Source organism: Microcoleus sp. POL10_C6, assembly GCF_036701585.1.
In the GTDB taxonomy this organism is placed as follows: Bacteria; Cyanobacteriota; Cyanobacteriia; order Cyanobacteriales; family Microcoleaceae; genus Microcoleus.
This window is the reverse complement of record NZ_JAUBRB010000029.1, coordinates 17,624-41,340: the sequence shown is the minus strand read 5'-3', so window position 1 is coordinate 41,340 and position 23,717 is coordinate 17,624. Positions and strand designations below refer to the sequence as shown.

Sequence of the window (23,717 nt, the reverse complement as noted above, 5' to 3'; positions counted from 1 at the left end):
TTGGCTGATGACTATGGTTAAGGCTGCCGTAGTTCCTGCTAGCAGGGTGGTTAAGGTGTCGTAACGAGAAAAATTTATATTCATGGCTATTGCTAATTAGTAGTTGGGTAGCGGGATTTGCGGGAGAAAGGGCGATCGGCGGTTGGTGCTATTTTCTGTTTAGTTTTATTACTGATTTGACGCAAAGGATCTCGGCTTTGTTCTTTAGTGATAATTTTACTCGCTTTTTTGTTCCGCGATTCGCTATTTCCATGTAGGGTGAGTACGCCGTACCTTACTTAATCTCAACGTAGGCTGCCCAACTTACTTATTAAAACTTAAAAATACCTGACTCGAACTCGGTGGTTAGTTCTTCCTTAGTCATGGTTCCCCGTGCGACTCGCATGACTAAATCATATGCTCGATCGTCCATCTAATTGAGAGTGCAAGCATTTAAACGCAAAAAGGTATCTGTCACTGCAGCAAAAGCTGTTCGTTTATTGCCGTCAATAAAGGGATGATTCATCGCTATGTGATAGAGATAAGCAGCAGCTTGTTCGGCAATTGTCGGATGCAACAATTGACCGCCAAAAGTTGCTTGCGGTTGAGCCAAAGCCGACTCTAACAAGCCTTCATCTCTGAGGCCGGGAGTGCCACCAAATCTTTCTATCTGTCTGGCGTGGATATTGACAACCATACTTTTGCTGACAAAATTAGGAGTTGGCAAGGCGACGATAAACCTCCTTTCTTTCGCGTTCTGAATCTAGATATGCCTGCCACGCTTTGGCTTCTAGTTTTTGTTGTTCTTCTTCAGTCTTTAAGGAACGGACAAATTCAAGCACTTTCAGCAGCAAGGGTTCTGGCACTTGGTCGAGTTCTTGAAGAAGTTGGTCTTTGGCGGTCATGTTTCTTTCCTCCTAATGATCGTACAACTATTTTACAACCTCGCTTGTGTCCATTGGACGATCGCCTCAGTCAGCCCATCCAAGGTATATTCCTTAGCTTCCACATCTAACTTACCCAATAAATTTTGGCAGCTTTTGGAAGTTTCCGGGCCGATGGATGCAATGCAAACGTTTTCCAACCAATCCTTAGAGAGGGACAATTTTGGGCTTTCTTGTATGAGATTGCAAAAGTTATGTACGGTTTTGGAACTGGCAAATGTTATGATATTTACGGCTTGATTTTGGAGTGCGGATAGGGCGATCGGATCAATATTTTCTGGACAGCAAGATTGGTAAGCTGGCACTTCTATTACTTGCGCTCCTTTGGCGGTGAATTCTTTAACTAAAACTTCTCTGCCGCCGCTTTCTACTCTGGGAAATAGGATTTTGCAGTTTGTAGGGGCGGTGCCCCCGTGCCCGCCCTGCCAGGGGAAGTTCTCGACTAGGGAATCGGCGACAAAGTTGGGGGGAATAAAGTCTGGTTGTAAAGAGTGCGATCGCAAACTTTCTGCTGTTTTTTTGCCGACAACGGCAATTTTAATACCAAACAAGCTGCGGGCGTCTTTCCCTTTTGCTTGTAATCGTTGGAAAAAGCAGTCTACAGCGTTGTGGGAAGTGAGAATTAACCAGTGAAAGCTTGACAATTGTGCGATCGCACTGTCTAATGGTTCCCAAGTGGACGGCGGCCCAATTACCAAGGCGGGCATTTCGATAACGCGGGCTCCTTGTTGCTGGAGTCGATCGCTAAATTCAGCCGACTGAGAAACGGAGCGCGTGACTAAAATGGTTTTTCCTGCTAATGGCAATGGGCTGTTATTAGAGGTGACTGGTGTATCGATCATATTTGTGCTTTCTGGCTGGATTAAATATTCGCGCAATCTGACTACTTCCCCAATTACGATCACGCAAGGCGATAGAGATTGACCTGCTGTTTGCTGTACAATGTTGGAGAGAGTGCCGAGCCAAATTTGCTGTTCGGGGCGGCCGCAATCTCGGATAATGGCGATCGGAGTTTCTGGCGATCGTCCGTGCTTTTGCAATTGCCAGATGATCTCGCTTAAATTTCGCCCTCCCATCAATATTACCAAAGTTTCTATCTGCACTAAAGCTTCCCATTCAAGAGCATCCGGTTCGTGGGCGCTCATCACTGCAAAACAGCGACTCATTACCGGATCAGTCAGAGGAATTCCTGCTAATAAAGGTGCGGCTAAGGCTGATGAAATTCCGGGTATTACTTCAAAGTCGCAACCCGCTGTGATTAATGCTTGAATTTCGGAACTAGAGCGGCCAAAAATAAACGGATCGCCACTTTTTAAGCGGATTACTTGTTTTCCAAGTTGGCAATGTTCTACCAGCAAACGGTTAATTTCTTGCTGCTGGGTGGAAGGTTTGCCGCCGCGTTTCCCGACTTCGATTTTCCGACAAGTTGCTGGGATTAATTCGAGTTGCGGGATGTCGATTAGAGCATCGTAGATTAAGACTTCGGCTTGGGATAGCAGTTTGTGCGATCGCACTGTCATCAAGTTACAATCTCCGGGCCCCGCACCGACTAGATAAACTTTCCCTTTTTGGTTTTTCACAATTCCTCCTCGATAGTATAGTTGTATGAATATTGCTAGCCTATAGTAAGACGCGCCAAGGCGCACCCTACACTATAGTAAGACGCGCCGAGGCGCACCCTACGGTATACTCCGCAGTTTATTGTATTAGAAAAGCTATTTATGCAGATTATCATCATCACGGCCGCCGATGCAAATTACTTTGAATTGGTGCAAGGTACTATTTTATCGGTGCGGGAAAAACCAGAGGGTGAAAATGTGGCGATCGGCTTTTTCGATCTCGGCTGTACTCGCGAACAGTTGCAGTGGCTGGAAAGACAAGTTAATATCATTCAAAAACCAGATTGGGACTTTGACTTTCCGGGCATAAATGAATCTCCCGAACATTTAAAAGGACTATTAGTTAGACCTTGTTTGCGAAAATACTTTCCCAATTTTGATATATACCTTTGGATTGATGCGGATGCTTGGGTTCAAGACTGGAGAGCAATTAATTTGTTGGTTGAAGGAGCATCGCGCCGGGGACTGGCAATTGTTCCCGAAGTTCACAGGGCAAGCTTGCAGCAGTACGGGCCACTGCCTGAGTTTTGGCAGTGGGTTTATCAACAATATGAAGCTAACTTTGGTGAAGAAACCGCTAAAAAATTCTACAGTTATCCTATATTAAATGCCGGAGTTTTTGCCCTCCGAAAAGATGCTTTGCACTGGGAAATCTGGGCTGAAAAACTCCATCAAGGATTGCAGAGATCCGGCTGTGTCATGACAGATCAATTTGCCCTCAACCTCGCTGTTTACAGTGGGGAATTGTTCAATATGACTGAAATGCTGCCAGCTTGGTGCAATTGGATATTCAACGGTTTTCCGGTTTGGGACAAGCAGCGAGGCTGTTTTGTGGAGCCGTACTTGCCGCAGGAGGCGATCGGCATTTTGCATTTAGCTGGCCGCCAGCAGTTTGACCAAGTACAATTGATGGCAACTGACGGCGATATCCTGGAAATTAGCGTCCGTTATCAACCTAAAAAACAGCCAGCAATACCAATATTTCAAGAACCAAAAATGACTTACCAACAACCTGAACTTAGCAAAAATAATTTATTACAACCAGGGGATTACGTTTCGCCAGGGTTCCAAATAATTATACCTGACTCCTATTTCCCCAAGATGATTATTGCCGATCCAAATGCAAGTAACTGGCCTTACTTGCGCCGGGAAATTCCGCATAATTGGTATGCAGACAAGCGCTATCCATTCATCGGGTTTTTGAATCGCGACGAAGCCCACATCCTTTACAATACAGCTCTGCAATTCAAAGGTAAAAAAGCCTTAGAAATAGGCTGTTGGCTGGGTTGGTCTGCTTGTCATTTAGCACTCGCCGGAGTTGAATTAGATGTCGTCGATCCGCTGCTAGAAAGAGACGACATCAGGCAAAGCGTCATTGATTCAATTCAAGGAGCTCTAAAGGCGTCGGGCGTTCAAACATCAGTCGAGCTAATACCAGGTTACAGCCCCCAAAGAGTCGAAGAATTTTCCGCTCAATTCAACCGCAAATGGTCGTTAATTTTTATTGACGGAGAACACGGAGAACCTGGGCCGTTAAATGACGCAATTGTTTGTGAAAAATTGGCGGAGGAAGATGCAATAATTTTATTTCACGATTTAAATGCTCCTGATGTTGCTCAAGGTTTAGATTACTTGAAGCAAAGGGGATGGAATACTGTAATTTATCAAACAATGCAAATTATGGCTGCTGCTTGGCGGGGCAATGTCGAGCCAGTAAAACATCAACCAGATCCCAATATTTCCTGGCAGTTGCCAGCACATTTGCACGGTTACAAGATTAGCAGTTTAGAGGCAATTAATTCTCAAACAGGCAGCCAAACACATCAAAATCAACAGCCATCTTATACAAGAGATTTTTACCAATTAATCGGAGAAGGAACTCGCACTTCTGCTAGAGAAATTATTCCCCTGCTGTTAGACTTGCTGCAACCCATTTTACCTAAAAGTGTGGTAGATGTGGGCTGCGGTACGGGAAGTTGGTTAGCTGCGTTCCACAAGTTGGGAATTGCTGATTGTTTGGGAATAGATGGCGATTATGTCGATCGCACTATTTTACAAATTCCTTTAAATCAGTTCCAATCCGCCGATTTAAAGCAACCGCTGCAAATAAACAGAAAATTTGACTTAGCAATTTCTCTGGAAGTTGCCGAACATTTGCCGGCTACCTGTGCCGAAAACTTTGTTAATTCTCTTACTCAACTAGCACCAGTGATTCTGTTTTCTGCTGCGATACCATTTCAAGGAGGCGTCGAACACGTTAACGAACAGTGGCCACAATATTGGGTTTATTACTTTCAGAAAAACGGGTATGCAGTTATTGACTGCTTGAGAAAAAAAATATGGAACAATGACAAAGTAGAGCCTTGCTACGCTCAAAATATCTTGATTTTTGTTAAACAAGAATACTTGTCGGGATATCCGAGGTTAGTAAATGAATATCACAATACCGATCTGAATCAATTAGCCATTGTCCATCCCAAGATTTATTTTTACAGCTTGCAAGCTGCTAGAAATTCGGCACATAATTTACAATCAGAAAGTGTCAAACAAGTTACAGCCTCGCCACAATTGGCAGATCGACCTTTGGTATCTGTGATTATTCCCTGCTACAATCAATCTCATTTTTTGGTGGAAGCAGTAACTAGCGTGATTAACCAAACTTACAAAAATTGGGAAATTATCATTGTCAATGACGGCAGCTTAGATAGTACGAGTACAGTAGCAAAAAATGCGATTGCAGCAAATCCCCAGCATCAAATTAGGCTAATAGAACAAGCTAATCAAGGGATATCAATGGCTAGAAATACTGGCATATCGGCAGCAAAAGGTCAATACATAATGCCCTTAGATGCCGATGATATTTTAGCTCCAAATGCCTTGATGTGTCTTTTAGAAATATGTCGAAAATCCAAAGTACCTTGCATAGCATTTGGTTCTTATCAACTTTTTGGTGGCAATGAAAATCACACAATACCCAGTTATGATTTATATTCACCAAAAAATATCAAACAATTTAATATGATTTGCACGTCTTCATTGTATCACAAATCTGTTTGGAATTTGGTCAACGGTTACAAAGCAGAGATGAAAGAAGGTTATGAGGATTGGGAATTTTGGGTTAATTGTCACAAACATAGCATTCCTTTTTGGGGAACGAGAGAAATAGTTCTTAATTATCGTAGCGTTCATGGTTCTAGGAATGCAACTGCTCAACAATATCATCACAAATTGGTAGCACAAATTGTTTCTTACAATCCAGAACTATACGAGATTGAAAGTGTAAACAGTGCTAACAAACTATTGGAATCAATCGGAAATTAATCTTTTTTATAATGAGTAAAGTCTTTACTACGAAGAATTTTCCGAAAGTTTGTAGTCAGGATTTTAGTGTTATCTACATATCTGCCATCACATCCAAAAAACGCTTAACCTGTTTTTCCCAAGTCCAATCCAGCATAAAAATAGCCGCAGCTAAACCGATCCGTTTTGCTTCTTCGCGATTAGTATAAACTTGCTCCAAAGCCTCGACAACTTCTGCAACCTCAGACTCTCCCCAACCTTCTACACCAGAAAAAGGAGCCGTCAGTTTAACTCGTCCTTGATTCCATAAAGGATAGCAAATGTGGCTGTAAATCAAGTCTAAATGACCAGTATTTGCTGATAAAATAGTCGGAATTCCGCAAGCCATACTTTCCATTGCGACTAAATTAGTGCCCCCTTCGCAGCGGTTAGTGAAAACAGCGCAGTCGGCTTCTCGCAAAATTTGTCCAGCGAGGTGATTGGGAATTAAGCCGATGTCGATAAAAGAGTCAATCGGCAAACCGTTCGCCACTAACCATTGGGAAATTCCTAAACTTCCGTCGCGGTTGATATTGGGAAGCCCAGCCACGTTTCCAGTTTGTTCGATTCCTAACATATACTGAGGCCAGAAGTTGTGCCATGTTGTTAGTAACAAAGCCTCTGGATGTTTGGCGCGAAATCGTTTGAAAGCGGCAATTACAATATCTTGACCTTTGCGATATTCTAGTTTGCCGCCGGAGAAAATGACGAAGCGATCGCCAAATAGATTAGATTTGGGTGCAGGATGAAAAATTGTTGGGTCAATTCCTTGATGTACCATCGCTACATTAGTCAAGCCCCGGCTTCTCAAAACATCCGCATTCCAGTTGGAACCTGCGACAATCGCGCTATATTTTTTGGCTGTTTCTAGTGCTTCTGCTTTGATTCGTGTGTCTTCAAAAAATATGACTCCTATTTGACAAGCGCTGGTAATTTGATTGTCAACTCCAGAGGATGCTAAATTATTCCCCAAAGCGTAAAGTACGGGAAAATTACAACTGATTTGTTTGTCGGAATTGGCTGCTACTAATTCCTGAAAAGTTTTGTGCTTTTCAATTACAGGTAACAACAGCGATTTATGCAGCGGATTCATCGCTTCTGAGGTGATTGATGGCGGTGCTAAAAGTGCAACTTCCCAGGCGGGATTTTGCCGCAGTTGTAGTGTTAAATTCATGGCGTAAATTCCCCAGCCGCTGGTTATACTGAGGGGCCAAGTAATGCCGATTCCGGTAATTTGTGCGGGAGTTTCTGGGGGTTGGATTTGAGGCTGAGCCTCTGGATTGGCGTTACCAGGCTGAGCCTGGGAACGAGTAGATTGTAGGGGCGGTGTCCCCGTGCCCACCCTCTCTAGCAAGGCTGCTTTTATACGATCGCAAACTCCATCCCAATCACCAGCTTTTTGCTGCCTAAACAACCGCGCAGTGGGATACCAAGGGCTATCTTCGCGTTCCAACATCCAGCGCCAATCGGGAACAAAAGACAGCAAAATCCAGACGGGTTTGCCCAAAGCACCGGCCAAGTGCGCGACAGAAGTATCTACACAAATTACTAAATCGAGTTGCGAAATAATTGCTGCTGTGTCGGCAAAATCGACGCAATGTTCGCTCAAATCTTCAATTTGGTGTTGCTTTAATAAAGTAATATCGCCTCCTGACAAATCTTTCTGAAGGCTGTAAAAACTCACTCCCGGAACATCTACAAATTTCACAAAATCGCTTAATTTACACGATCGCCGATGATTGTTGCGGTGCAGCGGGCCGCCCGCCCACACAATACCTACTTTTAGTTTATTGTTCGGCTCTAGGGAAAATTTAAAATCCTGTGGCGGAGCTAAATAAGGAATATTCGTCGGTATATTTTCCAAAGTCGTCCCCAGAATTCGTGGCAAACTTAGCAGCGGGGCTTGCACTTGAAAATCTATCAAATCGCTCGGCTTGACTCCTACTCGATCAACTCCTGCAATTCCTTCAAATAAACGCTTCAGCAAGACATGACAAGCAACAATAATTTTGCCGCCTTTTTGCTTAACTAAAGGCGCGTAGCGGATAAATTGTATCGTATCACCAAAACCTTGTTCAGGGTGCAATAAAATTGTTTTTCCCTGCAAATCAGAGCCATCCCAAAGCGGTTGCTCAAAAGAGCGCCGATCCAATTGTTCAGTTTGCCAGCGCGATTCGTACTCCGCAAAACCACGCTCAAAATTTCCAGTTAAGAGCAAAGCTAAGGCTAGTCTCAAGCGCCAATTTGGCGAGTTGGGACGTAGTTGAATTGCTTTATTGTAGAAGTCGATCGCCTCTGCTACTTTTCCTTCTTCTTCGAGGGCGGAACCCAAGTATAAGTTTGTTTCGCTCAGGTTGGGATTGGTTTCTAGCGCTTGTTTGTAGTGCGAAATTGCCTCGGTTATTTGCCCGTTTTCCTGTTTGAGATAACCTAAATAACTGTGGGCTTCGGCGTGGCTGGGTGAGGCGGCAATTACTTGTTCGTAACGAGCGGCTGCCTCTGCTTTTTTACCTTGTTTTTCTAAGGCTTTTGCTATGTGAAATTGTACCTGTGCGGGCGATAAATAAAATCGAGGCGAAGCTTCGGTATCTCCGTTACCAGACACAGCTTGGGAACGAGTAGATTGTAGGGGCGGTGCCCCCGTGCCCGCCCTCTCTAGCAAGGCTGTTTTTACGCGATCGAATACTTCCTCCCAATCGCCCGGTGTTTGCTGCCGAAACAGTCGCGCCGTCGGATACCAAGGGCTGTCTTCGCGTTCCAACATCCACCGCCAATCCGGCATAAAACACAGCAAAATCCATACGGGTTTACCCAAAGAACCGGCTAAGTGCGCGACAGCGGTATCCACGCAAATTACTAAATCTAGTTGCGATATCACCGCCGCAGTATCGGCAAAATCGTTCAAATTGTCGCTCAAATCTATCACGGGAATTTGAGTTAACAAACTACGATTGTCAGCCGATAAGTCTTTCTGAAGGCTGTAAAAACTTACACCGGGAATATCTAACAATGTCAGGAAATAGCTTAAATCGCTCGATCGCTGAAAATCCTTCAAATGTTCCGAACTTCCCGCCCACGCAATCCCAACTTTGAAATTGCGCTCCAAATTTAGGGAAAATTGCCAATTCGGAGGCGTCGCTAAATAAGGAACATTTGCGGGTATATTTTCTAAATTTGTTCCCAGGATATACGGCAAACTCATCAGCGGTGCTTGCACTTGGAACTCCGGCAATTCATCCATGCGAACCGCCACTTGTTCAATCCCAGGAATCTGCTTAAATAAACGCTTCAGTTCTTGATAGCAAGAAATGATTACTTTGCCACCTTTTCGCTGCACAATTGCCGCGTATCGCACAAATTGAATCGCATCGCCCAAACCTTGTTCGGAGCGAAGCAAAATAGTTTGCCCGTTCAAATCTGAACCGTCCCAAACTGGTTGGTCAAAATTCAACCGTGGTAATTTTGTAGCCTGTTCTGTTTGCCAGCGCCACTCGTACTCTGCTAAACCGCGCGACAAGTCCCCAGTCAACAGCAAGACTAAGCTTAAATTGAAGTGAGCTTTAACACAATTGGCATCAAGTTCGATAGCTTTACTGTAACAAAAAATTGCTCGATTCACGTCTCCTAATTGTTCAACAGCACTGCCTAAATTAGTAATAGCTTCTATATAATTAGGGTTCAAAGATATGGCTCGTTCCAAGCTAGAAATTGCCTGTTCTATTTTTCCCGCAGCCAAGCATAACGTTCCCAGGTGATAGTGTCCTGTAGGATTGTGCGGTTCTGCTTCAATTGCCCGCTCGTAAAGGCGTTCAGCCTCGGCTAGCTGAGATTGTGTTTGCATCGCCGCACCCAAATTTACCAGGGCTGGCGCATAATTGGAATTGACAGAAAGTGCTTGATGAAAACAGGCGATCGCCGTTGGCAACTCGCCCTGCTGCTGGAGTGTGGCGCCGAGATTGTTGAGAGCTTTGACGTAAATCGGATTCAGGGCTATCGCCTTTTGAAAGCAAGATATAGCAGCCATTATATTGCCTTGATCTTGCAGCAAAATACCCAAGTTATTGTGGGATTGAGCGCAGTTTGGATCAATCTCGGTCGCGCGCTGATAATAGGCGGCAGCTTCGGATAAATTGCCTGTTTGGTGCAGCGTCACTGCCAAATTAGTGGTAGCCTCTATCGAATTGGGCTGCAAAACTAAAGCATTTTTAAAATAAGCGATCGCATCGGCCAATCTTCCTTGCGACTTGAGAATATTCCCCTGATTAAACTGTCTTTGATATAATTCAATATTGGTTTGACTTTCTCTGGGCGCTAGATATTCTTGATGCTGACAAATTCTTTCTTTCAGCGCCAAAGCAGCTTCTTCTAAAACTCCTTCCCAATCTCCCGCTGTTGACTGGCGAAACAGCCGCGCCGTGGGATACCAAGGACTATCCTCGCGATGCAACATCCACCGCCAATCCGGCACAAAACACAGCAAAATCCACACTGGTTTGCCCAAAGCACCAGCCAAGTGTGCCACACAAGTATCTACAGAAATCACTAAATCCAGAGCGGAGATTGCCGCCGCAGTATCCGCCAAGTCGTGCAAATAAGAGCTTAAATCTGTTACTGGCATTTGCTCTAACAAAGCGCGATCGTCTGCTGTCATTTCCTTTTGCAAACTGTAAAAATCTGCTCCCGGAATATCTAACAGTTGGGACAACAAATTTAGCGGTAACGATCGCACCTTATTTTGGGAATTTTTAGGATTTCCAGACCACACAATCCCTACTTTCAAATTAGTAGTTGGATTGAGAGTAAATTCCCAACCGGGCGGCGGAGCTAAATAAGGAACATTCGCCGGTATAGTTTCTAAAGTTGTTCCCAGAAGGTGTGGCAAACTCATTAGCTGCGCCTGAACTTGAAAATCCGGCGCATCCTCTGGATTAACTATTAACCCATCGATTCCCAAAACTTGTGCAAACAAGCGCTGCAAGTGCGGCAAACACCAAACAATTACCCTGCCGCCTTTTTGCTTGACTAAATCTGCATAGCGGATAAACTGAATTGCATCGCCTAAACCCTGTTCCGGGCAAAGCAAAATAGTTTTTCCCTCCAAATCTTTACCATCCCAAAGTGGCTGAATAAAGTTGTGGCGCCGGAACTGTTTTTCTTTAACTAGGAGTCGCCATTCGTACTCGCAAAAACCACGCTGCAAGTCTCCAGACAGCAGCAAAACTAAACCTAAATTTAGGTGAGCTTCCGGGTTAGCGACATTAAATTTTACTGCTTGGCTGTAGCAGGTGACAGCATTGGCAACTTGGCCACGATCGTGCAAAGCACTTCCCAAACTGGTGAGGGGATTGATATAACCGGGTTTGAGTTCGATCGCCCGACGGTAACAATCGATCGCCTCTGCCATTTTTCCCGATTCCTCAAAAGCTTTGCCGAGATTGTTCAAAGCTTCAGGAAAGTCGGGTTTCAGGCTCAAAGCTTGCTGATAGCAGGCGATCGCATCTTCAATTTTGCCCTGTTTGTGCAGGACAATTCCCAGATTGCAGCGAGCCTGTGCACTGGCTGGTAAGTGCTGAATCGCTTGCTGGCAAACAGCTAGAGCCTCATCTAACTTGTCTTGCTGTTGCAGGGAACTCCCCAAACCGATCAGAGTTTCTGCTAAATCCGGTTGCAGTGCAGTCGATCGCTCGTAGTATGCGATCGCGCGGTCAATTTTGCCCTGTCGGATCGAGGCGTATGCTAAATGCTGCAAAGCCTCCACATAATTTGGCTCGATCGCGATCGCCCGTTCGTAATTCGCGATCGCCCGTTCATAATTCGCGCCCGCTTCCTCCCCTTGTGCCTCCAAAGCAATTCCCAAATTCAAATAAGCCGCCGCGCAATTAGGATTGACCTGAATCGCTTGCTCATAGCAGCTTATAGCCTCCGCCACATCCCCTTGATCTTCCCACAACAGGCCCAAATTAATCAGCGCTTCCGCGCAATTCGGATTCAAAGAAAGCGCCCGCTCATATTCTGAGATCGCCTCTTCAGTCTCCCCTGCTTCCGCGAGCGCGCTGCCCAAATTGCTTGCTGTTTCCGCCAAATTCCCGTCGATTGCTAAGGCTTGTCGGTAGTGCGTGATCGCCTCTGTTAGCTGGCCGCTGTGCTGTTTGACAACGCCTAAATTGCTGTGCGCGGCTGCGTAATTAGGATCGATCGCGATCGCTCGCTGATAACATTCGATCGCACCGCCAAAATCGGCTTGCTGCTGCAAATCCACGCCCAACCGAAACTCTGCATCCGCCGCATCCGACGGCACAAATGCTGTAGCAACCGCGCCTAGAGCTTCCGCCACCCGATCGAAAACGTCCTCCCAGTCGCCCCGCTGATGCTGGCGAAACAGCCTTGCGCTTGGATACCAAGGACTATCTTCACGCTCCAGCAGCCACCGCCAATCCGGCGAAAACGCCAGCAAAATCCACACTGGTTTGCCCAAAGCGCCCGCCAAATGGGCGACAGCGGTATCGACACTAATCACTAAATCCAGTTTGGCGATCGCAGCAGCAGTATCGGCCAAATCGCCAAAATGCGGGCTCAAATCTACGATCGACGTTTGATTCAACAGCGCGCGATCGGCCTCGGAAACCTCTTTCTGCAAGCTGTAAAAACTTACCCCCGAAACGTCAAAAAGCGGCAGAAACTGACTCAAACTGCACGAACGCTGCTTGTTTTTGCGGTGTTTTGGATTCCCCGCCCAGACAATGCCAACTTTCAAAGTGCGATCGGGCCGAAGCGTAAATTCAGCACCCGCAGGCGGAGATAAATAAGCAGTATTTGCCGGTATTGTTTCCAGCTTGGTACCGATAATATAGGGCAAACTCAACATCGGCGCTTGCACGTCAAATTCCGGCAGTGGCTCGCCTTTAACTATTAGCAAATCAATGCCATCAACCGTTGCAAATAAACGGTGCAATTGCGGGTAACAGCCAACAATGACCCTACCGCCTTTATTTTTGACGATCGCAGCGTAGCGAATAAACTGAAGCGAATCGCCTAAACCTTGTTCGGCGTGCAGCAAAATAGTCTTTCCCACCAAATCAGAACCGTCCCATAGCGGCCGGTATTCTCTGGCCGAAACAGTATTATCCGGCCCCGTCAAAAAACAGGAATGACCAGTGTGAAATTCTTTAATTTGCCAGCGCCACTCATATTCAGCGAGACCATTTTCCAAATCTCCCACCAACAGCAAAGCCAAGGATAAATTCAGGTGAGCGCTAGCGTGATTGGGACTTAAATGAATCGCTCGTCTGTAGCAGGCGATCGCATCTTCTACCGCGCCTTTTTCCAAAAACGTCCTGCCTAAATTGTTAATAGCTTCCACAAAATCCGGCAGCAATTCTAGAGCTTTGTGATAATACTCCAGTGCATCTTCTAAATTGCCCTGTTCTTGCAACACTGTTGCCAGATTGTTGTAAGCTTCCCAGCTATGCGGATGAATTTCCAGCGCTCGTCTATAAAGGTTTACAGCCTCTAAAAGTTCGCCTTTTTCTTGCAGCGCCACGGCTAAATTAATCAGGGCGGGTACGAAATCCGGTTGAGCTACAAGAGCTTGCTCGTAATGTGCGATCGCCTCTTCCACTTGACCTTGCTCCTCAAAAATCTTTGCCAAGTTGTAAGCTGTTTGAGGAATATTTGGATCAATGGCTAAAGCTTCTCGGTAATGGGGGATAGCGGCCTCTAATTCGCCATTTTCCTGCTTGAGAAAACCAAAATTAATCCGCGCTTGAACGCAATTTGGCTCAATAGATATAATATGTTCGTAAATGGCGATCGCCTCTTCCCGATCACCTGTTTCCATTAAATGTTCTGCTTGTCGCAATAAATCCTCTAAAACCAGAGAGTTATCCCCACCCGTTGCGATCGCAACCGAGGTCTCAATTCCCTGCGAGTGATTAGCTGCGGAGCCTTCTGCTAACCCTTCGCTCGCCATCACAAATATTTGTTTACTCTCTTTAACCACGCTTACACCTGTCATTTTGAGAGCCACAGAATCGAGGTCAGGCTTATTATTAGCAGTCATTGCAAGCGAAAGGGAGTCAAACTGCTTGTGGGCAGAATCCTCGGAATAACTAGCAGTATTGGCGATCGCAAATAAACTCAAAGCCGCCTGTACTTCCTCAAACAATTCTTGCCAACTTTCCGGCTGACTTTGGCGGAAAAGCCTCGCAGTTGGATACCAAGGATTATCTTCACGATCCAGCAGCCAACGCCAGTCAGGAGCAAAAGAAAGCAGCACCCAAACCGGTTTTCCTAAAGCACCGGCTAAGTGCGCCACAGCCGTATCGACACTAATGACTAAATCCAGTTGAGATATAGCCGAAGCGGTATCAGCAAAGTCGTTCAAATGCGGAGTTAAATCCGGCACTAAGTGTTGGTGCAACAAAGTGCGATCGCTCTCGGACAAGTTTTTTTGTAAACTATAAAAAGCGATTCCCGGAACATCCAAAAATCGAATAAAATCGCTCAATATGCAAGAACGCTGATTGTCTTTCCGGCGCTTCGGACTCCCTGCCCAAACAATCCCCACCTTCAATTTGGCATCAGAAGAAAGCGCAAACTTGCACTCAGCAGGCGGATATAAATAAGGAACATTGGCAGGTATTGTTTCCAGAGTTGTCCCGACAATTCGCGGCAAACTCATCAGCGGTGAGTGAACGTCAAATTCTGGCAAACCTTCCAGACTAACTGATAAATATTCAATACCAGGAACTGTCGCAAACAACCGCAGCAGTTCTGGATAGCAAGCCACCATAACTTTAGCGCCTTGGCTGCGAAGAATTGGGGCGTAGCGAATAAACTGAATCGAATCGCCAAAGCCCTGCTCGACGTGGAGTAAAATAGTTTTCCCCTGCAAATCCGAACCATCCCAAACCGGCTGTTTAAATTGCCTCGGTTGTAGTTGCGGAGTACGCCACCGCCACTCATATTCAGCAAAACCGCGCTGAAAATCTCCAAACAATAGCAAAGTTAAGGCGAATTCCAGGTGGGCGGTGGCGTTGTCTGGCTGCAATTCCAAGGCTCGACTGTGACAAGAAAAAGCCTCTTGAAACTCTCCTAAATCGACCAAAGCGTGTCCGAGATTGTTAATAGCCTCCACGAAGTCTGGCTTTAAGTTTAATGCTTGTCGGTAGTGGGATATTGCGGCTTTTACATTGCCTTGTTCGTGGTAAAATGCTCCTACATTGTTGTGAGCTTCGGGATTGGTGGGTTCTAGTTTTACAGCTTGCTGGTAGCAGTTGAAAGCTTCGGCGAATTTCCCCTGCTGTTGCAAAACTGTTCCCAATCCCATCAGGGAATATATCAAATTTGGATTAATTTTTAAAGCGTGGACGTAATAAGTTATAGCCTCGTTTAACTGTTTTTTTTGTTTAAATAAGTGTCCTAAATTGTGCGCTGTTTCCGGCAGGTTGGGATCGAGTTTCAACGCTGTTTGGTAATATAAAATAGCCGCGTCTATTTCCCCTAATTGCTGTTTTACCCAGCCCAAATTATTGTAAGCGAGTGCGGAATTTGGCTGGATTTTGATGACTTGTTCGTAACTGGCGATCGCCCTTTGATATTGCCCTACATCCAGCAAAACATTAGCCTTATTTAAATGTGCTTCTACAAAATCGGGGTTTTGGGCGATCGCCTGTTCGTAAAAGTCGATCGCCTCTGCAATTTTTCCCTGCTGTCTCGCCGCTATTCCCAACAAACACAGCACGTTTGCTGATTCCGGCTGTACTTCTATTATTTGCCGGTACAAATTCTCAGCTTCTAACAAACGGCCCGCTTGGTGATGTTGCCAAGCTAATTTCAAAGAGTCTTCGGCACCCAGTTTGCAGGCAGATTTCCGCGATTTTTTTTGAGAAGCCATAGTTGTCTTGGTTGTTTGGGAGTTCGCTAACTTGTAATTGCCAAATTCTTCTAATTTGTTAACTCTTCCTTCCTTTTTCCTTACCCCTTCCTTCTTCCTTATTCCCCCTTCCCCATTCCTTCTTCCTTCTTCCCCATTCCATCGCAGTTACATCCGTTACATCCGTTACACAATCCGTTGCCGAACTTCCCCTTCTACCCCAACAAACAAGCTGCGGGAAAAATCAGATATTCTAAGAAAAACAACTTCCAGATAAACTGATAAAATGCAGCAATTTCTATTTTATCGTCCAAATCAACTTTCGTGCTCCAAAACCACATCAAACCCAAAGCCGCCAAATGAGAAACTGCCAGAAACACTAAATTAACATTAGACAATATGATCGCTCCCGCCAAAGTCGCGCCCAAATAACAAACCGTCAATACCCAGCGAGATAAATTAAAGACGGCAGGCTTGCCCAGCTCAATGGTAAACGTAGTAATATTATATTGCTTGTCCCCTTCCATGTCGGGGATATCTTTAAAAATGGCGATCGCCAACGTAAACACCACAACAAAAACCGTCAGCACCCACACTTCCGCAGGAATCTCAAAAGACACACTCTCCCAACTCCAGCCAGAAAAAGCGCTTTTCGCCCCTCCCAAACCCAACACCCAATTAAAGTGTAAAAATAACCCTAAATTTACGATCGCGCCCCGCACAGTAAAAATGCACAGCGCCGCCCAAAAAGGAAACCGCTTCAGCCGAATTGGGGGCAGAGAATAAGCAGTCCCGATCGCCAAACTAACGCCAACGGTAGCCAGCAAAAACGGGCCTTGTAAAACCGCCGTCAAAATTGCTATAATTCCCGTTGCAATTACAATTAATTCCCCGGTTTTCTGAGAAAACACTCCCGAGGCGATCGGCAAATACGGCTTATTTATTTTATCAATTTCAACATCTTCTAACTGGTTCAATCCCACAATATAAATATTGCCGCAAATGCAAGCCAACCAGGCAAAAGCTAGGGACCCAAATACAGGATTCACAAACAGCCGCGCACTTTGGGAGATCGCGTACAAAGCCAATACACTCAAGCTAGTACCCACAATTGTGTGCGGCCGAGAAAACTCCCAAAATGCCCTCACCCAGCTTTGCGGAGCCGAGCCATTTTTATCACTCCAAGACTTGCCAATCGAATCATTGCCCATAAAACTCACACCCACGCCACACAAATAATATTCTGTAGGGTGCGTAATACGCACCTTACTCATCAACTCAAGACTCAAAAATTCTCTGATATATGCCTGTTATTTTACAGCACAAATCAGCCCAAAACGAATCAACCCGCTCTGATATCCACGGCTCATCAATCCGAGAGCAAGTGCTGCTTGAATAGTCGTCCAACCGCTAGTTAGCAAACCCCAAATCGCGCTGGGAGTCAAAGCAGAATCGATCACCACATCCCAAAAAGGAGCCACAGCTTTTGACCAATCAGCGGTGCGAATACTTGTCAAAGGCAAACTGCGGACAATTTCCTCGTATTCCGGTAAAGAAATCACATAAGGCAAAGCATAAACCCGGTAAATTTCTGCCAATTCCTTTCTCTCTTCATCAGTTAATTCTCCCGCCGTTTCTCCCAGCGGGCGGTGACACCAAGTTGCCAATATCAAAGTTCCTCCCGGCTTGAGTACGCGGCAGCATTCCTGCAAAAACTTAATTTTGTCGGGCATATGTTCGCCACTTTCGAGCGACCAAACCAAGTCGAAGGACTCGTCAGGAAAAGGCATATTCAAAGCATCGGCCACCAAAAAGTTCACATTGCTTTGAGCATCGGCAATTTTAGCGCGTTCGGTCGCTCTGTTGGCCTGTACCGGACTCAGAGTAATCCCGGTCGCTGTAACGCTAGCGCCCGTTTTATTTTGTTCGGGCGATCGGCTATAATCTTGATCCGCCTCGCCATCCAACTTTAAATTATTTTGAGGGAGAGAACTAAACTTTTCGGTCAAATACAGCGTGCTGCCGCCGATCCCGCAACCGACATCGAGAATGCGGTAAGATTCACACAGTGCCTTCTCTGACGGTACTCCAGCCCATGCCAGCAGTTCTTCTATCAAATCTATCTGAGCCTGTCGGCGCTCTTTTTTCAAATTGCCATCCGGGCCGTAGTAACCGTGGTGCATATGTTCGCCCCACACCTGCTCCCACAAACCGCTAGAAGCGTCGTAAAGTTGCTGAATTTGCTGGTAAAGTGTTGATGTCATCGCCGGATCGCAAGTTATTAAAGGAATTCTACCGTTATTTTCCCGCTGTTGTCATAGAATTTGGCGATTGAGTTCGATCGGTCTCCGGCCTTCGCCAGATAGAGATGTCCTGATTTCAAGCCCGACGCTCTATTTGTGGGTTCCCTCTCAAACCTCAAATCTCAAATCGATTTGTGGCTTCCCTCTCACACCTCAAATCTCAAATCGATTTGTGGGTTCCCTCTCAAATCTAAAATCTTAAATCTCAAACCTAAAATCGAATGACTGTCTCGCGAACCATTGCTTTGGGCTTTCTCGCTGTCATCCTCGCAGGTGCTTTATTACTGATGATGCCCTTTTCCACAATTGATGGAACTTGGAGCGATCCAATAACAGCACTTTTTACTTCTACTTCCGCTGTCTGCGTCACGGGCTTGTCGGTTGTGGATGTCGGAAAATATTACTCTTTTTGGGGGCAACTGTGCCTAGTTTTACTGGTGCAAATAGGAGGCTTGGGCTACATGACAGCCACGACTTTCTTACTGCTGTTATTGGGCCGCCGCTTTGGCTTGAAAGACAAAGTTGCCCTGCAACAATCTCTCGACAAATCCGGGCTCGCCGGCGTAGTACAACTCGTGCAGTCAATTCTAGCAACAACGCTTTTGTTTGAATTAACAGGAGTGTTTTTGCTGATGACGGTTTTCGTCCCCCAATACGGATTTAAACAGGGTGTGTGGTCGGCTATATTTCACAGCGTTAATTCCTTTAACAACGCGGGTTTTAGCATCTATTCAGATAATTTGATCGGCTACATCACTTCGCCTATGGTTAACTTCACAGTCAGCGGTTTAATCATATTTGGGGGAATCGGCTATCAAGTAATTATGGAAATGTACTTGTGGCTGCGCGATCGTTTCAACAAAAGCCCTATCTGCACAGTTTTTTCCCTGAACTTCAAAGTTGTCACCACTACAACGGCTGTCCTTTTAATTTTAGGAACGCTAGCCTTTTTGGTGCTGGAATACGACAACCCAGACACTTTCGGCTCTCTAAATTTTCCTCAAAAGCTGATGGCAGCTTGGTTTCAATCTGTTACTCCCCGCACGGCAGGGTTCAATACAATTAGCATTGGCCAAATGACCGAAGCCTCGCTATTTCTGACCATCGCGCTGATGTTTATCGGCGCTAGTCCTGGCAGCACCGGCGGCGGAATCAAAACCACAACTTTTAGGCTATTGTTTTGCTGTACCACAGCAGTTATCGAAGGCCAGGAAGATGTGGAGTGCTATCAGCGTCAAATCCCGCCAGCCATGATTCTAAAAACCATTAGCGTAGTCTTCGGTTCCATGTTGGTCGCGTTCACATCTGCAATTTTAATCGAGCTGACCAATCCCCGAGTAGAATTTATCGCAGCGCTGTATGAAGCCGTTTCAGCTTTTGCCACGGTCGGTCTTTCCACTGGGATTACACCCACACTTTCAGCGATCGGTAAGTTGATTTTGATTGCTACAATGTACATAGGTCGGGTTGGGATACTGCTGCTGGTGAGTGCTGCATTCGGCGACCCAAAACCCAGGTCTTTTAAGTATGCTGAGGAAAGTTTGTTAGTGGGATAAAAAAAACCTGCCTCGTTGCTGATAATCTAAACAATGGGTGACAACCCAAATCAACTTTTACTACTTACCCAAAAATCAAAAAGGAGGCGGCGCTGTCATAGCAAGACGCTCAGCGCTGGAAATTTAGTGAACCTGTCATCTTTGAATTTTTTTCGCACTTTGCGCGCCGACAACAAGCAGTTTGCAGTTATTGGTTTGGGACGCTTTGGCAAAGCTGTGTGTTCTACTCTGCACGGTTTGGGTTACGAAGTCCTGGGAATTGACACCGATGAAAAAAAAGTAACTCAAGCTTTGACCGAGCGCATTGCTGCTCACGTTGTGCAGTTAGATTCTACTGAGCCTAGCGCTCTTGCGGAAGCAGGTATATTTGAGTTTGAAACAGTGATTGTGGCGATCGGCAATTACCTAGCAGAAAGCATTACAACCACGCTTAATCTTAAGGAAGGGGGGGTACGTCACGTAATAGCCAAAGCTTCTTCGGAAACTCACTTAAAACTGTTGAAAAAAGTCGGCGCAGATCATGTAGTTTTTCCAGAACGAGAAATGGGCTGCTCTGTGGCCCGCCTTCTTACAAAACCCAGCATTTTAGAACGCTTTGACCTCGATCCAGATCACAGTATCGTTGAGTTGCTCGTTCCTGACAAGTTTGACGGTAAAACCGTCTCCGAATTGGAGCTCCGGCGCAAGTATGGTTTGAACTTGCTAGCAGTCGGGCGCGCCGACAAGTTCGAGATTAATCCGGAGCCAAGCGAACGCTTAAGAAAGGGCGACGCGATGGTAGTAATTGGTTCTAATAAAGATATCAATCGCTTGCCAATTTAACAGCTCGCCATTTTACGCACATACAGCAACACTCCTGGACTCAGAAACCCGGTTTCTTTTGTTCCGAGTGCCTAAGTCCTAAGCAAGCCTTGCGCGATGTGTGAAAATTTCCGACCCCTACAAACCCGGTTTATCTTAGATAAACCGGGTTTCTCTGTCAATATTTATGTTTTAATTTTTAAGTGAATAATGTAAATTGAATTTCACCAGTTCTGGGGTTGGTTCCGTCTTTGCGACCCCCTCGCAGAACCTAGCCAGACAAATCGCGAAAAATTTTAACAAAGTAGCAGCACTCGATCGCGCTCCCGCCAATCATAGGAGCGCTAGCCCTGAAAATTCAGCCGACGTTTAAGATTTTTTGCACGTAAGCTTTGCCGAAGACCACCACCGCCAAGACTAGAGCGAGTTCAACAGGCCAAGGACACACCGCCAGCAACCAAATTAACGAACACACTCCAATAATTGCAGCTATGGGAGCCGGAATTCCGTCTAACGTTCTATTGTCAGTCCCCGCAGTCACCCACCCAGCAATCAAGCAGACCATCAAAGGAATCAAGCAACTTGTGATCATGATTTTTTCCCCATCAATTTTTTTTACATATGGCATCCGAGCATATTGTTACAATACATCAAAAATTAGGAAATGCCCCATGAATTGCGATAAAATTTAAGATTACATACTTAATAAGTAGGTAGGCGAAATTAAACTCAGCTATGTAACACTATGTAAACAGGAACAGGCCTGAGTTGGCCACGCTTAGGGCTAAAGATACTTTACAATCGTTTACATAATTGGCTTTTACAGTGCCTACTTACTGACGCTGGAATCATAATAGTTGGTAATTTTTAACTGTGGCTATCTCCGAAGGCAGAATTAGGTGGGCATCAGGCAGAATTTAGGAATTTTTCTTTCTACAGAAGTCCTGAAAGCTTTCTACCTTGAGATGAATTGCGATGCCCCCATCTCTGCAAGCTATACTCAGGATTGCAGTCAGTTACTGTAGAGTGTGAATCAATGCTGGGCAAATTTTTTAGCAAGCCAGAATCAGAAAACATCGATCGCGTCCCCCCGGGTCAATACCTCGCCAACGGCTTTCCTGTGCTGACCTACGGCGATACACCCTCCGTCAGCATTGAAAGTTGGGAATTTAAAGTCTGGGGATTGGCAAAACCACAAACTTTCACTTGGTCGGACTTCCAGGCCATGCCCCAAAGTAACTTTACGGCGGATTTTCACTGCGTCACCCGGTGGTCAAAACTCGATGTGCAGTGGACGGGAGTCAAAGTCACAGATTTTATGAATTATATAGAAGTCGATCCGAAAGCTCTGCACGTCCTAGAACACTGCTACGGCGGCTACACTACCAACATTGCGATCGCCGACTTCCTCCGAGAAGAAAACTTTTTCGCCCACACCGTCTTCGGCGAACCTCTATCCGCAGACCACGGCGGCCCAATGCGGCTCGTAGTTCCCCACCTGTACGCTTGGAAAAGCGCTAAATGGATTAACGGCCTGGAGTTTACAGAAACCGAAGAACTCGGTTTTTGGGAACGCAACGGCTACCACCAGCGGGGCGAACCTTGGGCAGAGGAACGCTACAGCGGTCTGTTTTGATGCGGGCGATCGGGAGCAAGGACGGAACCACAGCTTCTCTATAGAATCTTTGTTGAGGGGCAATCCGCTCTTTTACCGCTTCAATCTGCGGAAATTGCATCTCCTCGATCGCATCTTGGGGATATCTCACACCAGGGGCTCTATATTAATTCAACCAAAATACGTAGACCCAACGATCGCATTTTGTACGTAATTTACCCGATAGATAAACTACTTTAACTCCCCTACACCAGCCCCAAAAAACACATATTCCCAGTTTCTGGCTAATAGAAAACTTCTGGAACTGTCAGTACCGACGAATATTACCGTATTTATACTTAAGTGTTTGCTATTGAGAATTTAGACTTGAGAATATCATAAAAAATTAGCATAAACCCGATCCAAATTACTTGGGCTGACCAGCGCTCCATGCCCGCGACTGCAAGGTTTCAAGCCACAATATTGATAATTATTTAGTGGGTATTATTAGGGAGCGATCGCCCGTCGGCAGATGCGATCGACAGCATTTGTGAAAGTTATGTAAAGGCTTGATAAAGAATATGTCAAAATTCACCTAAAGTGAACCAAATACAAAAAAAGTATCGCATAATGAAAATATTAAGACCATCGCACAAACGGAACAGGTTATGAATACCAAACTCTTATCCGCCCTAACAGCTACCGCCGCCGCCACAGCTCTGTTTGGCGCCGGAGCTCCAGCTCAAGCCTTCTCCTTTGGTACCAACGGCATCACATTCAGCCAAGATACAAGCGTCAAGTTTAGCTTCAAAGAATCTCACGGTATGTACCAATCCTCTTTGGGAGTCTACAGTGTGAAGGACTCGGCGGTATCTCTAGTTAGCACCCTGTTTTCGGAAACTAAATCCTCAGACAACCAGTGGGAAAACGAATGGAAAGGAACTCTGGGCAATACAGTCGTGGGTTCTGGCTCGGCAGTATTCACCTTCCTGGCAAATCAAGTTTACACTTTGGGGCTCGACAGTGGCTGGGGTGGCAGTGTCTACTCGACCTCAAGCTTGAACACTGGCAGCCAGCAAGCGGTGTTTGGCGCGCAATCGCAACTGTGGGACGCACTTGGCAAAGAAGACACCAAAGTCTTCCAAGCTGCCGGACAATTCACAAACGGCACAAGTTCTCTGTTTAATGGAGGCACGCTAATCTCCTTCGACGATCGTGGTAACAAAAACGACGCAGACTTCCAAGACTTCGCAGTGAGCGCAGAAGCAGTTCCAGAACCGATGACAATGACTGGTTTGGCTCTCGGTTTGGGTGGCTTGGTTGCAGCACGCCGCCGCCGCGCTAGCAAGACGAGTTCATGATTTTTTTCAAATGGGAACAATCTCCTCATTTACGTTTTACAAAATAAAATTCAATTAGGAGGCGCGCTAATGAGAAATCGGCTCGCCTTTTGCTTGATTTGAAAAGTCAGAAGGGAGAAGTCATATCAATTCTGGTTGCACTCCTCATGATTGTTGACTGTTGACTGTTGACTCGGGGTCGCCAAACTGAATGATGGTTGAGTGTTGGATGTTGACTCGATTTTACGCCCGACGATGAAGCGCGGATTTGATATCAGAGGGAAGTTCGGCAACGCCCAGTCTACGGGATTTAATCGATTTAACAGATGGGTGTTGAGGGAAGAAGTCAAGCGTGAAGAAGTCCAGCG

Annotated in this window: 12 protein-coding genes; 5 read left to right on the top strand and 7 right to left on the bottom strand. The window is 45.7% G+C overall.

Annotation, left to right across the window (positions count from 1 at the left end):
* Positions 1–412: 412 nt before the first annotated feature.
* Genes QUA34_RS17470 through cobA form a run of 3 tightly spaced genes read right to left on the bottom strand, consistent with a single transcriptional unit; the run spans position 413 to position 2,503 of the window.
* On the bottom strand, positions 413–676 hold the full coding sequence (locus tag QUA34_RS17470; RefSeq protein WP_333324548.1) for a type II toxin-antitoxin system death-on-curing family toxin: 264 nt from the start codon (positions 674–676) through the stop codon (positions 413–415).
* 16 nt (positions 677–692) lie between these two features.
* Complete coding sequence (locus tag QUA34_RS17465; RefSeq protein WP_015177921.1) at positions 693–884, bottom strand: hypothetical protein; 192 nt, start codon at positions 882–884, stop codon at positions 693–695.
* Between the two features lie 32 nt (positions 885–916).
* Complete coding sequence (cobA, locus tag QUA34_RS17460) at positions 917–2,503, bottom strand: uroporphyrinogen-III C-methyltransferase (protein ID WP_333388606.1); 1,587 nt, start codon at positions 2,501–2,503, stop codon at positions 917–919.
* 141 nt (positions 2,504–2,644) lie between these two features.
* On the opposite strand from cobA, the gene QUA34_RS17455 reads away from it, so the two are divergent.
* Positions 2,645–5,863, top strand: coding sequence for a glycosyltransferase (locus QUA34_RS17455; RefSeq protein WP_333388604.1), 3,219 nt, complete (start codon positions 2,645–2,647; stop codon positions 5,861–5,863).
* A gap of 73 nt (positions 5,864–5,936) precedes the next feature.
* On the opposite strand, the gene QUA34_RS17450 is transcribed toward QUA34_RS17455, so the two are convergent.
* The 3 genes from QUA34_RS17450 to QUA34_RS17440 form a co-directional block, all read right to left on the bottom strand.
* Complete coding sequence (locus tag QUA34_RS17450; protein ID WP_333388602.1) at positions 5,937–15,776, bottom strand: tetratricopeptide repeat protein; 9,840 nt, start codon at positions 15,774–15,776, stop codon at positions 5,937–5,939.
* Between the two features lie 194 nt (positions 15,777–15,970).
* On the bottom strand, positions 15,971–17,029 hold the full coding sequence (locus QUA34_RS17445) for a homogentisate phytyltransferase (RefSeq protein ID WP_333388600.1): 1,059 nt from the start codon (positions 17,027–17,029) through the stop codon (positions 15,971–15,973).
* A gap of 36 nt (positions 17,030–17,065) precedes the next feature.
* On the bottom strand, positions 17,066–18,019 hold the full coding sequence (locus tag QUA34_RS17440) for a methyltransferase domain-containing protein (RefSeq protein WP_333388597.1): 954 nt from the start codon (positions 18,017–18,019) through the stop codon (positions 17,066–17,068).
* A 260-nt stretch (positions 18,020–18,279) separates the two neighbouring features.
* Here QUA34_RS17440 and QUA34_RS17435 point away from each other — a divergent pair, with 260 nt between their 5' ends.
* The gene (locus QUA34_RS17435) at positions 18,280–19,614 is read left to right on the top strand and encodes a TrkH family potassium uptake protein (RefSeq protein ID WP_333388594.1); all 1,335 of its coding nucleotides are present in this window, start codon (positions 18,280–18,282) and stop codon (positions 19,612–19,614) included.
* Positions 19,615–19,647: 33 nt separating this feature from the next.
* Positions 19,648–20,436: a TrkA family potassium uptake protein gene (locus QUA34_RS17430; protein WP_333388592.1), complete on the top strand. Its 789-nt coding sequence runs from the start codon at positions 19,648–19,650 to the stop codon at positions 20,434–20,436.
* A gap of 337 nt (positions 20,437–20,773) precedes the next feature.
* Here the strand turns inward: QUA34_RS17430 and QUA34_RS17425 are convergent, their stop codons facing one another.
* Positions 20,774–21,043: a hypothetical protein gene (locus QUA34_RS17425; protein WP_333388589.1), complete on the bottom strand. Its 270-nt coding sequence runs from the start codon at positions 21,041–21,043 to the stop codon at positions 20,774–20,776.
* Positions 21,044–21,451: 408 nt separating this feature from the next.
* Between QUA34_RS17425 and QUA34_RS17420 the strand changes: the two genes are divergently transcribed.
* A complete protein-coding gene (locus QUA34_RS17420) occupies positions 21,452–22,051 on the top strand; it encodes a sulfite oxidase-like oxidoreductase (RefSeq protein ID WP_333324531.1) in 600 nt (199 codons plus the stop codon).
* Positions 22,052–22,677: 626 nt separating this feature from the next.
* Positions 22,678–23,370, top strand: a complete 693-nt coding sequence (locus tag QUA34_RS17415) for a PEP-CTERM sorting domain-containing protein (protein ID WP_333080939.1) — start codon at positions 22,678–22,680, stop codon at positions 23,368–23,370.
* Positions 23,371–23,717 lie beyond the last annotated feature (347 nt).